Source organism: Flavobacterium sp. 2, from assembly GCF_049949195.1.
In the GTDB taxonomy this organism is placed as follows: Bacteria; Bacteroidota; Bacteroidia; order Flavobacteriales; family Flavobacteriaceae; genus Flavobacterium.
Map to the genome: position 1 here is coordinate 2,707,846 of NZ_CP188206.1, position 15,825 is coordinate 2,723,670.

The window sequence follows — 15,825 nt, forward strand, 5'->3', positions numbered from 1 at the left end:
TAACTATGAACGTTTCTCTTATATTAATTATTCTTTTAGTTGGTGCATTTGTCACTTATTTTGTTGGTGACAAACTCGCTTCAAAAGTAGCTTTGTTCTTTAGTTTGGCGGCTTTGGGCTGTTCGGTTGTATTGTTGAATCATTTTTCTGCTGGTGAAAATATCAGTTTGATTAATGCCTGGATTACACAACCTAAAATTTCATTTGCTTTAAATGCTGATGGATTAGCACTTGCAATGCTTTTATTGACTACAGCTTTGACTCCAATTATTATATTCTCTTCTTTTGGAAACGAATATAAAAATGCTAAAGCTTTTTACGCACTAATCTTATTTATGGCATTTGCAATGACAGGAACATTCCTTGCTGCAGATGGTCTTTTATATTATATTTTCTGGGAATTAGCACTTATTCCAATCTACTTTATTGCTTTGATCTGGGGTAACGGAGATGCTGAAGAAAGAAGAAAAGCAGTTGTTAAATTCTTTATTTATACACTTGCAGGCTCTTTATTCATGTTAACTGCTTTTATCTATTTATACACAAAAGCACACAGTTTCTTAATCGAAGATTTATACAAATTAAATCTGTCTGCTGATGAACAGCTTTGGATATTCCTGGCTTTCTTCTTGGCTTATGCAATTAAAATTCCAATTATTCCTTTTCATACATGGCAGGCTAATGTTTACCAAAAAGCACCAACTGTTGGAACAATGCTTTTATCTGGTATCATGTTAAAAATGGGATTGTACAGTGTTATTCGTTGGCAATTGCCAATTGCACCTCTTGCTGCAAAAGAATACATGAACATTTTTATAGCTTTAGGAATTGCTGGTGTAATTTATGGCTCAATTGTAGCATTAAGACAAAAAGATTTAAAGAAATTATTAGCTTATTCTTCCCTTGCTCACGTTGGATTAATTGCTGCAGGAACTTATACTTTAACCGTTGACGGTTTCCGTGGAGCAGTTTTACAAATGATCGCTCACGGTTTTGTTGTAGTTGGATTATTTTATGCTGCAGAAATTATCTACAGAAGATTTGAAACAAGAAATATTGCAGAATTGGGCGGAATTCGTACACAATCTCCAAAATTCACTTCAATGTTTTTAATTTTGGTTTTAGCTTCTGTTGCTTTACCAACTACGTTTAATTTTGTTGGAGAATTTACAGTTTTGTATAGCCTTTCTCAAATTAATATCGGGTTCGCTCTTTTAGGCGGAACAACAATTATTTTAGGAGCTTATTATATGTTAAAAATGTTTCAAAATGTAATGTTAGGCGAAACAAATTCTAAAACTTTTGCAGATGTTTCTGTAAATGAAGGGATTTCTATGGTAGCAATTATTGCTGTATTGATTTTCTTCGGATTTTATCCAAAACCAATTACAGATTTGATCACACCAAGTTTAGAAACTATTTTAAACGTTATCAATAAAAATTAATATTTTAAATAAAAATAAATTAGGGCGTTTTAGATTTCCTAAATCAAAAAAACAAAAATGAATACATTAATAGCTATAACAGGATTGGGTATTTTTTGCCTATTGTTTGAAATTCTAAATTTTAGAAAAGCCATTGTTCCATTTACCATTGTTGGTTTATTAGGAGTTTTGGCACTTAACTATTATGAGTTTGGATCAACAGCAAGTTATTACAATAACATGATTGTAGTGAGTAAATTCTCGACTGCATTTTCATCATTGTTTATTATTTTGACTATTTTCCTTGTAGCATTAAGCCATAATTTCTACGAAAACCATCAGACAAAAATCTCCGATTTTATTGCAATAAAAATATTTTTATTAGCTGGTGCAGTTGCTATGGTATCTTTTGGAAATTTAGCAATGTTTTTTCTTGGAATCGAAATCTTGTCAATTGCACTATATGTACTTGCAGCGAGTGATCGTTTGAACATAAAAAGTAATGAAGCTGGTATGAAATATTTCCTGATGGGATCTTTTGCATCTGGAATTATTTTATTTGGTATTTGTTTAATTTACGGAGCAATGGGAACTTTTGATGTTACTGAAATTTTCGAAAGCTCTTTATCTGCTGAATTGCCTATCTGGTTTCCAATCGGAATGATTTTAATGACTATTGGAATGTTTTTCAAAATTGCTGCAGTTCCATTCCATTTCTGGGCTCCGGATGTTTACGAAGGTTCTCCTGCATTGACAACAGCATTAATGAGTACTTTAGCTAAAGTTGTAGCAGTTGCAACACTTTATAAATTAGTAGCTGGATTAAACTTAATTCCATCATTAGAAAATCAAGATCTTTTAGGAACATTTGAAAACATTGTCGTTATCATTTCTATTGCTTCAATGACAGTGGGTAATATTATGGCTCTTCGTCAGACAAATGTAAAACGTATGCTGGCATTTTCAGGAATCTCGCATGCAGGTTTTATGTTAATGACATTTTTAACTATTGCAACTTCTGCGGGCGTTTTATTATATTATGCTGCGGCTTATGCATTGGCGGGAATTGCTGCATTTAGTGTTATTTTATATGTATGCAAAAATCAGGATAATGAAGATGTTACAAATTTTCATGGCTTAGGAAAAACGAATCCTTTATTGGCTGCAATCTTAACAGGTTCATTGTTATCAATGGCCGGAATTCCAATTTTTTCTGGTTTTTTTGCTAAATTATTCTTGTTCAGCCAAACTATCCAATCTGGTTATATTGCTTTAGTTATTGTTGCTGTTATCAACTCTATTATTAGTGTTGGCTATTATTTCAAATTAATTTTGGCAATGTATTCAAAAGAACCTAACGAAGAGCGTACTGGGAAACCATTCCTTATCTATGCAGTTGCAATTGTTTCAATTAGTTTGAACATTATTTTAGGTTTATTCCCTTCTTTGGTTTTAGATTTATTGAGCTAAAAAGCTTATCCAAAATATGTAAAGCCCATCAAATATTCTTTTGATGGGCTTTTTATTTACAGTCTATTTTATCAAGAAAAATTCATGTTAAAAATTTAACTCTAATCAATAGACTTAAAAAAAACTTCCTATATTTGATTTCACCTAAATGTATTTTAAACTATGGCTTTCAATTCAAAAAATCCATTTTTAAACAGCAAACGTTTTTCATCAAATGCTGTTTCTAGAGCTGAAGAAGTGCACGAAGCGCAAATTATTGATTATGATCAGGAAATGACCGTTTCAGGTACAATTAATAAAACAGCTATTTTATTTTTAATTCTATGTGGAGCTGCCATGGTAACCTGGTGGATGGCTTTTAATGGAATAAACATCATGCTTCCTGCAATGGGAGGAGCAATCGTTGGATTAATTTTAGTATTAATTTCTGCGTTTAAACCACAATATTCACCTTATCTGGCACCTGGTTATGCCTTATTTGAAGGTTTGTTTATTGGAGGAATATCTGCAATTTTTGAAGCAATGTACCCTGGAATTGTAATTAATGCTGTTGCTGCTACGTTAGTAACATTTTTAGTTTGTCTGGGTTTATATAAATTTGGAATCGTAAAAGTTACTGAAACATTCAAATCAGTAGTAGTTGCTGCTACATTAGCGATTGCAACTTATTATTTATTTTCTTGGTTAGCCTCTCTGATATTCAATTTCACTCCTGTTCATTACGGAAACGGAATGATGAGTATTGGAATTAGTGTTTTTGTAATTATTATTGCAGCTTTGAACTTATTCTTAGATTTCGATCAAATTGAAAAAGGTGCGCAGCAAAGGATGCCAAAATATATGGAATGGTTTGGCGCTATGGGATTAGTAATCACATTAGTTTGGTTATATATTGAATTCCTAAGATTGTTATCTAAATTATCGAAAAAATAATTTTTTTCTACTTAATAATGAAAAGCCTTTTTGAAATTCAAAAAGGCTTTTTTTTATGCTTATTACCTAGCTTTAAAAATCTCTCCTTCCTCTTTTCTTTCTCTTCCAAAAACTTCATTAAAAAATAGTTCTGTTGATTTTAATTCCTCTTTTTATACTTCTAAAATAAAAAAATCACATCCAAAACTATTTATTCAAAGCAGAATTTTAAATTAAGAAACAACAAAAAGTAATCTATTTCTTATTTTATTAGAATTGGCCTTAATTTTAATAAATCTGCAAAAATTTAGCGCATATTGAATTACTCTTCAATCTCTAAAAATAAAAAACATAGTAAAAATAGGACTTCACGAAAAGCCTATTGATTATGTAATAAATTACAATTAATGCAATTTATTACATATTAACTAAATTATATTTTAATTTTTTAAGTAATATGTTTTTTATAAATGAAATAATTACGAATATCAAAAATTTATATATTTTTGTGTAATCGATTACAATTAACCAATGTAAAAGATAATCAAAACCACAAATAACTATTACTAACTTTATTAACCTAAACAATTATGAAAAAAAACCTACTTTTTATTTTCGTTTTACTTGCGAGCGCACAAATATGGGCGCAACAAGTTTCAATTACAGAAGCATCAGGCTGGCTTGAATCTGCTTTTGTAAAATGGCAGCCTGTAAGTGGCGCACAAACTTACAATGTCTATTATTCTGGAAATGGAATAACAGACCAAAAAATTGATGACCAACTTATCAGAAGCTACGGAAGTTATTTTCGTGCTGACATTCCCGGATTAAAAGCTGGATCTTATACGATCAAAGTAAAACCAGTTATTTCTGGAACTGAAGGATCTGGATCTACAACAAGCGCATTAACAGTTGTAGCACAAGACCGAAACGGATTTGCTTTTGAAAGCGGGAGAGTTCCCGGCGGTTATAAAGCAGATGGAACCCCAAAAGACAATGCCGTAATTCTTTACATTACGCAGAATACAAAAAACACGATTTCAATGAATATAACTGGAGCAAGTGCAAACCCGTGCGTTGGTCTTCAGAATATTTTATACGCCATTAAAAAAGGAAAAGATACTCGCCCTTTTATCATTAGATTAATTGGAAATATTACTGATATGACTGTAATGGAAGGTGGAGATGTTGTAATCGAAAACGCAAATAATGCGGCAAGTTATGTAACGATAGAAGGAATTGGAAACGATGCTGTTGCAAATGGTTGGGGCGTTCGTCTTAAATCAGCTTCAAATATTGAAGTAAGCAATCTTGGATTTATGAACTGCAACAGTACAGCAGGCGATAATGTTGGAATGCAACAAGACAACGATCACATCTGGGTTCACAATTGCGATTTATTTTACGGAAATGCCGGAAGTGATGCGGATCAAATTAAAGGAGATGGCGCTTTGGACAACAAATCTTCAACTTATATCACTTTGTCTTACAATCACTTTTGGGACAATGGAAAAGCAAGTCTTTTAGGACTAAGCGAAGGAACTACAACGGGTTTATATATTACTTATCATCATAATTGGTTTGATCATTCCGATTCTCGCCATCCACGTGTTCGTTATTATTCTGCACATATTTATAATAATTATTACGATGGAAATGCCAAATATGGCGCTGGTTCAACTATGGGATCATCTCTTTTTGTAGAAGGCAATTATTTCCGCAATGCGAAACATCCAATGTTAACTTCATTGCAAGGAACTGATATTTGGGATGAAACCAATCAAGTTAATAATGCTGGAACTATGGGAACATTTTCTGGTGAAGCTGGCGGATTTATTAAAGCTTTTAATAATACTTTTGATGCTTCAAACGGAACAAACAATATGCGTTTTGTGGCTTATAATGATCCAAATCCATTATATAATATTTCAGGAAAAATAAGTTCTGCAACAGATTTTGACGCTTATGTAGCAACAACGAGAGGAGAAACTGTAAGCAGTTCTATTAAATCGAAGTCAGGCGCAAATTCATATAATAACTTTGATACTGATGCGTCATTATATGTAAAAAATCTTGTAATTGATCAGCCTGCAACAGCAAAAACTAAAGTAACTCAATATGCAGGACGTATTTCTGGAGGAGATTTGAAATGGACATTTGACAATAGCGTCGACGATACATCTTCGCTTGTTATTTCGGCACTTAAATCGACTTTGACAAACTACACTGGAACATTAGTTGCTGTACAAGGAGAAGGAAATCCTCCGGCGAGTTCGCAAACATTGACTTCGACAGGTAATCAAAATCAAACCGTTTCAAGCGGAACTGCAATTGCATCAATTGTATTTACTTGGGGGGGAGATGCTACTGATGCAACCGTAACTGGTTTGCCAGCATCAGGCCTTAGTTTTGTAAAAAATACAACTGCAAAAACAATCACGATTACAGGAACTCCAACCGCAACAGTTTCTTATTCTATCGCTACAAGTGGAACAGGAACTCCTGCAACTGCTTCAGGAACAATAACAGTTACAGCAGCCGGAGCTCAAACTTTGACTTCTCCAACAAACAACAATCAAACTGTTGCCAGCGGGACAGCGATAACTTCAATTGTCTTCACTTGGGGAGGAACAGCTACAGATGCGACAGTAACAGGTTTGCCATCTTCTGGAATTAGTTTTGTAAAAAATACAACTGCAAAAACAATTACAATTACTGGAACACCAACAGCAACTGTATCGTATTCAATTGCAACTACAGGAACAGGAACACCGGCAACAGGTTCTGGAACAATTACGATTACTACCGGAACACCAAGTGGAGATGAAATTCATAATTTTACTACTTCTGGAAAAACAAGTTCTTTCTATACAATTACAGGAAATATGAACTCTACAGATGGTTCTGTGACATACAATGGACTAACCTTAACTAAACGTTTAAAAATTGAAACGAGTACGACTATAACTTATACAACAACGAGCGCTTCAACATTAACTTTAGTTTTTGATTCTAATTTTACCGGAACTATTAAAGTTGATAATGTTTCCTATACAGCATCTGCTGGAATTGTAACGGCTTCAATTGCCTCAGGTTCTCATACAATTACTAAAGGATCAGTTGCAAATCTTTTCTATATCAACACAGTTTATACGAGCGGAAGTACTTTACGAATGACGAAAACTGCTGAAGTCACTGCAGAACCAGAAACATCAAAAGTTGTTTTATATCCAAATCCAGTTTCTGATATATTATATATTTCTAAATCAACTCAAACTATAGAGCAAGTTTTGATTTATAATATGTCTGGAACATTAGTAAAAAGTGCAGGAAAAGATACTGAAAGCATAGATTTGAGTGCCTTGATTTCTGGAACTTATTTAGTAAAAGTTAATACTAACGATGGCTCATTCAATCAGACAATTTTAAAAAAATAAAACTACAGCCTTAACTTAACTAACTTAATTTTAAAGTAAAAGGCTTCCAAATTAGGAAGCCTTTTTATCTTTTAAAGTCTCAAATATATACTTTAAGAGTTTACCAATTAGCATGCGGAAGTGTTTCTACAATTGTATCCGGATTATCATTTGCAAATAACATTTGTCGTTTCAATTTAAATTCTCCTATTTGATGTTCGCTAGGCAAACTATCGTGCAATGTATTTGTCACTTCATGATCATATTTACCAGAAATTAGATCATATTCACTTGATAGCCAAGAACCCGCACCAGTATGAAAAGTCCCTATATTAATAAGAACGAATTTATCATTTATAAATTTATATGTAGCTTCTCTATTCCCAACAGGTCCTGATCCCTCAAGCAAAATATGCAATTTCCTTTCAGTATCTATAGAAATCTCACTGAGTATATAGTTGTCCGGATACTCCGGACCTACTGCTTCCCATGAAAGTTCCTGCAATTTATATCCCCCTCCTTCTTGCTGGAAAAGAATTAAAGTTGCTCGTGAATCTTCCCTATTATCTCTATTCTGCAAAACAATTACAATGTCTTTAAGGTTGTCATCATTTAAAAATCCTTCTGCTTTCATTTTTATTTCGCAAGGATCTAAAACAAAAGCCTCAACATTTTTTCCTGTTTTTGGAAATTGAAGTTCTTTTAAACTCACCCCAAATCCCTCTCCTTCAGATTCTTCATATTCTTCCTGAAAAGCGTTTTTATTCAACGTATCTTTAACTGATACTGTCGCTTTTACATCTGATTTTTTATTACAACTCAGTATAGAAATTGTAATAAGTAACAAAAATATTTTTCGATTCATCTGATACAGGTTTTTCAATCAAAAATAAGTAAACTACTATAAATTCAACATAAAAAAACCGCCTATTTCAAATAAATGAAATAGGCGGTTTTCAATAAAATTATTTTAAATATTACAAATCAAATTTAATTCCTTGAGCCAAAGGAAGATTTGTAGTATAATTGATTGTATTTGTTTGACGCCTCATATAAATTTTCCATGCATCAGATCCAGATTCACGTCCGCCTCCGGTTTCTTTTTCACCACCAAAAGCACCTCCAATTTCAGCTCCAGACGTTCCGATATTTACGTTTGCAATTCCACAATCAGAACCTGTAACCGATAAAAATCTTTCAGCTTCACGTAAATTATTCGTCATAATTGCAGAAGATAATCCTTGAGCAACTCCATTTTGAATTTCGATAGCATTATCAACATCACCAGAATATTTTATCAAATACAAAACAGGAGCAAAAGTTTCGTGCTGAACAATCGCAAATGAATTTTCAGCTTCAGCAATTGCCGGTTTTACATAACAGCCACTTTCATAACCTTCACCTGAAAGTACTCCACCTTCAACCAAAATTTTTCCACCTTCAGCAACAACTTTATTCAAAGCTACAGCATATTGTTCAACAGCATGTGTGTCAATAAGCGGACCAACGTGATTGTTTTCGTCAAGCGGATTTCCAATTCGTAATTGCTTGTATGCTGCAACCAGCGCATCTTTTACTTTATCATAAATACTTTCGTGAATAATCAATCTTCTAGTTGAAGTACATCTTTGTCCTGCCGTTCCAACTGCGCCAAAAACAGCTCCAATAACCGTCATTTTAATATCTGCATCCGGAGTAACAATAATGGCATTATTCCCTCCTAGTTCTAATAAAGATTTACCCAATCTTCCTGCAACTGTCTGAGCAACAATTTTCCCCATTCTTGTAGAACCTGTCGCAGAAATTAATGGAATACGAGTATCTTTTGTCAACAATTCTCCTATTTGATAATCTCCATTTATTAAACAAGAAATTCCTTCTGGTAAATTATTTTCCTTAATCACCTGAGCAATTATATTTTGACAAGCGATACCACAAAGAGGTGTTTTTTCAGATGGTTTCCAAACGCATACATCACCCGAAATCCAAGCTAAAGCAGTATTCCAAGACCAAACCGCAACTGGGAAATTAAAAGCTGAAATAATGCCGACAACTCCCAACGGATGGTATTGTTCATACATACGATGTCCTGGTCTTTCAGAATGCATCGTCAATCCATGCAATTGACGCGATAATCCAACGGCAAAATCACAGATATCGATCATTTCCTGAACTTCTCCATAACCTTCCTGAAGTGATTTTCCCATTTCATAAGAAACTAATTTACCCAAAGCTTCTTTGTTTTGACGCAATTTTTCTCCAAACTGACGCACAATTTCTCCACGTTGTGGCGCAGGAATTAATCTAAAAGTTTTGAAAGCCTCAGTCGCCGAACGCATTACTTTTTCATAATCTTCAAGACTTGAAGTTTTTACTGATGCAATTAATTTTCCATCTACAGGTGAAAAACTATCTAAAATTTCTCCCGACGAAAAGTTCTCTACCCCTGTTGAAGTTCCTTCATTGACTAGTTTGATTCCTAATTTTTCCAGCGCTTCATTCATGCCAAATTGTGATGCTATTGTTGTCATTGTAACTTTTTTAGTTAAAATTGTTATATTTTTAATGTAAAGATATTCTTTTAGAATTAATTTCAAATTGAAGTGTCTTTATAAATAAAAGTAAATTTAAGATTATTTAATAGTATTAACAGAAATGAAGCCTTATTTATTGGATTTATTTAGTGAAATTTGCATTACTCAAAACAACAATTATGACCATTTTCAGTAGGCTTTTACTTTGTTTGCTTTTAATTTCAACGAATGTTTTTTCTCAAAAAGAAAAATCTTCTTTTCAAGTGGTTCCTTTAGGAATAAAAGGCGGAATTGATGAAAAAAATCTTTCAGCCTATTTAATAGCGCCTTCAAATACAAAAGATTTTATTTGTCTGGATGCCGGAACTGTAAATGCCGGAATTGAGAAAGCAATTGAAAATAAAGTTTTTAAAGTTTCAACTAGTGAAGTTTTACGCAAATACATCAAAGGATATTTAATTTCACATGCGCACTTAGATCACGTTTCTGGTTTAATTATCAACTCTCCTGCCGATTCTTCAAAAACCGTTTATGCTACTGAAAAATGTATGGAAATGATGGAAAACCATTATTTTAATGACCAGACTTGGGCAAACTTTGGAGATAAAGGCGTGGGATTTCCACTAAAAAAATATCATTTTCAAACCTTGAATCTAGGTGAAGAAACTCCTATTTCAAATACAAAAATGACAGTAAAAGCTTTTCCTTTAAGTCATGTTAATCCGTTTGAAAGTACTGCATTTTTAATTAAATCCGATGATTCTTATGCTTTATATTTAGGTGATACTGGCCCAGATTCTGTTGAAAAAAGTGATAAGCTAAAAAACCTATGGACTGCTGTTGCGCCTTTAATTCAAAACAAAAAATTAAAAGGGATTTTTATTGAAGTTTCCTTCCCGAATGAACAGCCTGACCAATTTTTATTCGGACACTTAACTCCAAATCACTTAATGACTGAGCTTCATGTCTTGGAAGATTTAGCTGGAAAAGGTTCTTTGAATAATTTCAAAATTATTATTACACATTTAAAGCCACCAACTAAAAATATTGCAAAACTTAAAGAACAAATTAAGAATCAAAATGACTTAGGTTTGAAGATTATTTATCCTGAACAAGGGAAAAAATTTGAGTTGTAAGAATTTAATTACTTGTAAGTTTATTTTTATAAATTTGTAAATATTCAAATTTACAATGAAGATTATTTGGTCTAAAAAAGCAGAGTATAACCTTGATACTATTGAGAATTATCTTAAACATTTTTGGTCACCGCTCATAGCTCAAAAATTTATCAAGGACGTTTTACATATTATAACTTTGTTGGAAAATAATCCTTCGCTTGGAAAATATAATCCAAAATTAAAATGTCGAAGTATTGTCATTTCGAGAAACGTTACATTATATTATGAAACGACACAAGATTATATTGAATTAATTGCTTTTTATAACAATCGACAAAAACCAATGGATATTTTTATATAAGATTTCTTTCCTTTAATTTAGTTAACATCTCTTCATGTGTTATAAAATCTCCATTTTTTATATCCAACTTTCCTTGCTCAATATCTGCCTTCAATTCTAACATATAATTTTCTTCTGGGGAAAGAATTTTTGCAATTGAAAGCATTTCATCAGGAGTAAAAGTCTGAGTCTTTAATTTTCGATAAAATGTAGGACTCGGAATACCAATTTGTTCAATGATATAATTTTTTTTAAAAGGAGATTTAGTCATTAATTCCTCAATATCATTAACAATATTTTTATAAGCAATAATTTCCTGTATCATGATTGATGTATTTTTATATCATTTATAATACAAATATACATTAAAAACAATATAAATATATATTTTTGAATGAAAATACACTAAAAAAACCCGATAGTTTTTCAAAAATCTACGGGGGTTGTATTTATTTCTTAGCTGTAAATCTCGGATCTGTTTCCATCACAGTTCCACATTTATCACAAGTTCTTAATTCTTCTGAATTGTAAAAATGCTCAAAATGAGGAAGGAAATCTTTTTCGATATTATGAAGTTCAAAATACACTTCATAAAGTTTATGATTGCAATTATCACAATGCCAAAGCAATCCATCTGTATAGCCAAGTCCAGCTCGTTTTCTTTCAATCACCAAACCTATCGAACCTTCAGAACGAACTGGAGAATGCGGTACTTTAGCAGGATGAAGATACATATCTCCTGCGTTTAATTCCATTTCCTTACGTTCGCCATCTTCCTGAATTACCACTTTTATACTTCCTTCTAATTGGTAAAAAAGTTCTTCCGTTTCATTGTAATGATAATCTTTTCGGGCATTTGGTCCGGCAACAATCATCACAATATAATCACCTGAATCAACATAAAGATTTTTATTTCCAACTGGCGGTTTCAGTAATTGTCGGTTTTCTTCAATCCATTTAGTGAGGTTGAAAGGTTTTGCTATAGCCATTTTTTTGAGTGCTTTATTTATGAAATGCTAAGTTAGCGAATTTGTAGAGATGCACCGCAGTGCAGCTTATAGGTTTTGATTATAGAAATGTAGACACACTGCAGTGTGCCTCTACAATTTCTCTCGTATCAAATAAATATAAACCGGAAAATGATCACTAAAACCTACCTCGTTCAAGGAATTTCTTAACGGATATCCTTTATATTTTCCAGAAGTCTGAATTAAATAAGGCCGATTAAAAATTCCGGCTTTCCAAAATTTAAAACTTGAAAAATCTGGCTGTATTATTGTTTGAGTCATTATAATTTGGTCAAAAATATCCCAGGAATCCCTAAAAGCTAAAGTTCCCATTCCTTTTTCGGCCATTTCTTCAAATGGATTAAAAGTGCCAAATTCTAAAGTTTCTGATTTTTTAGACTTTGCTCCCAAAGCCATTTTTAAACTTTTATTAAATGGTCCGTCATTTAAATCGCCCATTGTAATCACTTTGGCTAGCGGGTTTATTTGTTGTAATGAATCGATAATTTTTCTGTTTAATTTTCCTGCAGCTTCACGATACGGACTGCTTGTTTTTTCTCCACCCGATCGCGAAGGCCAATGGTTAACGATTATATAAATCTCTTCATTATCAAGAAATCCCGTTACCAAAAGCTGATCTCTTGTAAATATCCGATTTTTATCAACTTTGATTTCAACATCCCCTAAATCTTCATTTCCATTTTCCTGAACAGCAGTTTTATTTTTATAAATTAGTAAAGGAATATTTGAAAAAGAAGTGGGTCTGAAATATTTTTTCTGATACAAAAGCGCCACATCAATTCCGCGTTGATCTGGTGAATCAAAATGAATAATTCCATAATCGAAATCGATAATTTTTTCTTGTTTAATCAAATCTTCGAGAACACCTCTATTTTCAACTTCAGAGCAGCCTAGTAAAGTTGGTGCATTTAAATTTTCGGGAGTTCCAATTTCAGAAATTACTCTTGAAAGATTTTTTAATTTTTGCTCGTATTTTTCTTTTGTCCAATTCTGTGCACCTGTAGGCGTCCATTCATCATCATTTGTACTTGGATCATTAATGGTATCAAAAAGATTTTCAAAATTGTAAAAAGCTACCGTATGAATATTGTACTTTTTGGATTGAGCAAATAAGGAAGAAATCGAAAAAAATAATAAAAAGTAAAACTTGATAAACCGGCACATAAATTTCAATTAAATATTTAAAATCAAATTTAAAACAATTATTATTTTGTAAGAAATTTACTTGTTTTATTTTTGATTTATATCTTTGTTTCTCAATAAATCTCTTGTACCTTGCTACAGAAATTAACATTCTCACAAATGAAAAAGAAACTTGTTTTTTTGATTTACTTCAGCATACTGACTACTTTTTACGGACAAAAAAACAGCGCTTTAGCAGAGAATATCAGAATAAACTATAAAATTCCAGCACTAGCATATGCTGTGATTTCTTCAGATTCAATATTTGAAATTCAAACTTTAGGATATCAACGTATTAATACTTCTTATAAAGCAAAAATTGATGACAGATTTCGATTAGGATCTTTAACTAAAACTATCACAAGTTACATTGCAATGATTTTGGTAAAAGAAGGAAAAATAAAATTAGAGACGAAATTCTTTGATTTATATCCAGAGTTAAAAGCAAACAGCAATCCAGTTCTTTACAATGTTACATTGAAAGATTTTTTGACATTTAGGGCTCCGATTCCTACTTGGTCATATGGAAATGAAACTCCTACTCAAAAAGAAATAAAAGGCAATGATCAAAAACAGCGTTATGAATTTATTTCTTGGTTTTTTAAGCAAAATCAAATTGTTTCTGAGAAACAGGAAGTATATTGGTCAAATCCAAGTTATGTTGCTGCTGGCCTGATGCTTGAAAAAGCAAGTGGGAAAAGTTATGAAACATTAGTAAACGAATTAGGCAAAAATCTAAGTATCAATTTTGGTTTTGGACAGCCAAATCTAATTAACGAAAATGAGCCTTGGGGACATGACGAAAATTTAAATCCTGAAAAACCAGCATTAAATTATAAGTTAAACTGGCTTTCATCTGCAGGAAATATAAATTGTAGTTTACCAGATTATTGTAAATTTACACAAATGCAACTGCAGGGTTTATTAGGAAAATCAAAAATAGTATCTGCTGAAGAATTTGATATGATACATAATGGTTTACCTGAGTTTTCGTTTGGGTGGTCATCTGAAATAAATGAAAAATCTGGTTTAAAATATTCTTTTCATAATGGAAATCCAGGAACATTTTTAACTAAAGTTTATATTTGTCCAGCGATTAATAAAGCTTTTATAATCTTTGCAAATGTTCAGTCTGAAGAAGCAGATAAAGGATTAATGCTTCTGCTAGATGAATTACAAAAACAATATAAGGGCTGATTTTTAAGCCAAACTTTAAAATTTTAAGCAAAAGAAACCATGAACAACCCTTTTAATATCAAGAAACGTTTTTCCTTTTGTAAAATAGCATTTCTTACTTTTGCTTTACATACATTCACTTGTCAATCTCAACAAATCATGATAACACCGCCTTATTTACAAAAAGGAGATACTGTAGCTCTTTTGGCAACAGCCAGAAAAAATATCGACGACAATTTAAAACCAACTATTGATTTATTGCACAGCTGGGGATTAGAAGCTGTTGTGGGAAGCACCATTGGTCTGGATTATAATCAATTGGCTGGTACAGACGAACAACGTGCTGCCGATTTTCAAAAGCAATTAGACAACCCAAATATTAAAGCAATTTGGTGCGTTAAAGGCGGATACGGAACTGTTAGAATGTTAGATTTATTGGATTTTACCAAATTTAAACAGCACCCAAAATGGATTATTGGTTTTAGTGATGTTACCGTTTTGCATAATCATTTAAACACAATGGGCTATAAATCAATTCATGGTGTAATGCCGATAACAATTCCGCGCGCAACTCCAGAGGCGATAAGTTCTTTAAAAGCAGGTTTATTTGGCGAATCATTATCTTATACAGTTGCTCCATCTCCCATGAATCGTTTTGGAAAAGCTACAGGGGAATTAGTTGGTGGAAATTTATCTATTTTATATAGTTTATTAGGTTCACCATCAGCAATTGACTGCAAGGACAAAATTTTATTTATTGAAGATTTAGACGAATACCTTTATCATATTGATCGTATGATGATGAATTTGAGACGAAACGGCTGTATCGAAAATCTTAAAGGAATCGTCATTGGAGGAATGACCAAAATGAAAGACAATGAAGTTCCTTGGGGCAAAAACGCTCTTGAAATTATTGATGATGTAACCAAAAAATATAATATTCCTGTAATTTTCAACTTTCCCGCAGGTCACATTAGAGACAATAGAACTCTGATTATGGGAAATACAGTTACAATTGATGTAAATGCTTCTGGAAGCACTTTAAGTTTCCAAAAATAATATCGAATTAATTCCTTTTAGGAAAACTCAAAATACCACATAAAATCTCGCAATCCTGATAACTATCGGGATCAAAGTCGCAAAGTGTTTCTAACCTTTGCGACTTTGTGTTTTTATATGCAAAAAAACTTCAAACTTGAAACCTCAAACTTGAAACTTTAAACTT

13 protein-coding genes are annotated in these 15,825 nt (G+C 32.3%); 8 read left to right on the forward strand and 5 right to left on the reverse strand.

The window, feature by feature from the left end; all coding sequences use genetic code 11:
- Positions 1-5 precede the first annotated feature (5 nt).
- From ACNFIH_RS11645 to ACNFIH_RS11660, 4 genes are all read left to right on the forward strand, one after another.
- Entirely contained in the window at positions 6-1,445 is a 1,440-nt protein-coding gene (locus ACNFIH_RS11645; protein ID WP_426483274.1) for a complex I subunit 4 family protein, read from the forward strand.
- Positions 1,446-1,502: 57 nt separating this feature from the next.
- Complete coding sequence (locus ACNFIH_RS11650; RefSeq protein ID WP_426483275.1) at positions 1,503-2,894, forward strand: NADH-quinone oxidoreductase subunit N; 1,392 nt, start codon at positions 1,503-1,505, stop codon at positions 2,892-2,894.
- A 162-nt stretch (positions 2,895-3,056) separates the two neighbouring features.
- Positions 3,057-3,827 carry a Bax inhibitor-1/YccA family protein gene (locus ACNFIH_RS11655; RefSeq protein WP_035646250.1) on the forward strand — a complete coding sequence of 257 codons (771 nt, stop codon included), beginning with the start codon at positions 3,057-3,059 and terminating at the stop codon, positions 3,825-3,827.
- 569 nt (positions 3,828-4,396) lie between these two features.
- The gene (locus tag ACNFIH_RS11660; RefSeq protein ID WP_426483276.1) at positions 4,397-7,243 is read left to right on the forward strand and encodes a T9SS type A sorting domain-containing protein; all 2,847 of its coding nucleotides are present in this window, start codon (positions 4,397-4,399) and stop codon (positions 7,241-7,243) included.
- Between the two features lie 100 nt (positions 7,244-7,343).
- On the opposite strand, the gene ACNFIH_RS11665 is transcribed toward ACNFIH_RS11660, so the two are convergent.
- Positions 7,344-8,087, reverse strand: coding sequence for a hypothetical protein (locus ACNFIH_RS11665; protein WP_426483277.1), 744 nt, complete (start codon positions 8,085-8,087; stop codon positions 7,344-7,346).
- Between the two features lie 112 nt (positions 8,088-8,199).
- Positions 8,200-9,753, reverse strand: a complete 1,554-nt coding sequence (gene amaB / locus ACNFIH_RS11670) for an L-piperidine-6-carboxylate dehydrogenase (protein WP_426483278.1) — start codon at positions 9,751-9,753, stop codon at positions 8,200-8,202.
- A gap of 182 nt (positions 9,754-9,935) precedes the next feature.
- On the opposite strand from amaB, the gene ACNFIH_RS11675 reads away from it, so the two are divergent.
- Positions 9,936-10,892, forward strand: coding sequence for an MBL fold metallo-hydrolase (locus tag ACNFIH_RS11675; protein ID WP_426483279.1), 957 nt, complete (start codon positions 9,936-9,938; stop codon positions 10,890-10,892).
- A gap of 55 nt (positions 10,893-10,947) precedes the next feature.
- Entirely contained in the window at positions 10,948-11,235 is a 288-nt protein-coding gene (locus ACNFIH_RS11680; protein ID WP_426483280.1) for a type II toxin-antitoxin system RelE/ParE family toxin, read from the forward strand.
- Here the strand turns inward: ACNFIH_RS11680 and ACNFIH_RS11685 are convergent.
- The 3 genes from ACNFIH_RS11685 to ACNFIH_RS11695 form a co-directional block, all read right to left on the reverse strand.
- A complete protein-coding gene (locus ACNFIH_RS11685; protein ID WP_426483281.1) occupies positions 11,228-11,539 on the reverse strand; it encodes a hypothetical protein in 312 nt (103 codons plus the stop codon). The genes ACNFIH_RS11680 and ACNFIH_RS11685 overlap by 8 nt on opposite strands.
- Positions 11,540-11,663: 124 nt before the next feature.
- A complete protein-coding gene (locus ACNFIH_RS11690; protein ID WP_035646266.1) occupies positions 11,664-12,203 on the reverse strand; it encodes a 3-hydroxyanthranilate 3,4-dioxygenase in 540 nt (179 codons plus the stop codon).
- A gap of 111 nt (positions 12,204-12,314) precedes the next feature.
- On the reverse strand, positions 12,315-13,406 hold the full coding sequence (locus tag ACNFIH_RS11695) for an endonuclease/exonuclease/phosphatase family protein (protein ID WP_426483282.1): 1,092 nt from the start codon (positions 13,404-13,406) through the stop codon (positions 12,315-12,317).
- A 138-nt stretch (positions 13,407-13,544) separates the two neighbouring features.
- On the opposite strand from ACNFIH_RS11695, the gene ACNFIH_RS11700 reads away from it, so the two are divergent.
- Together ACNFIH_RS11700 and ACNFIH_RS11705 are read left to right on the forward strand one after the other, a co-directional pair.
- Complete coding sequence (locus ACNFIH_RS11700; protein WP_426483283.1) at positions 13,545-14,621, forward strand: serine hydrolase domain-containing protein; 1,077 nt, start codon at positions 13,545-13,547, stop codon at positions 14,619-14,621.
- A 138-nt stretch (positions 14,622-14,759) separates the two neighbouring features.
- Positions 14,760-15,659, forward strand: coding sequence for a S66 peptidase family protein (locus ACNFIH_RS11705; RefSeq protein WP_426483284.1), 900 nt, complete (start codon positions 14,760-14,762; stop codon positions 15,657-15,659).
- The last annotated feature ends 166 nt before the right edge of the window (positions 15,660-15,825 follow it).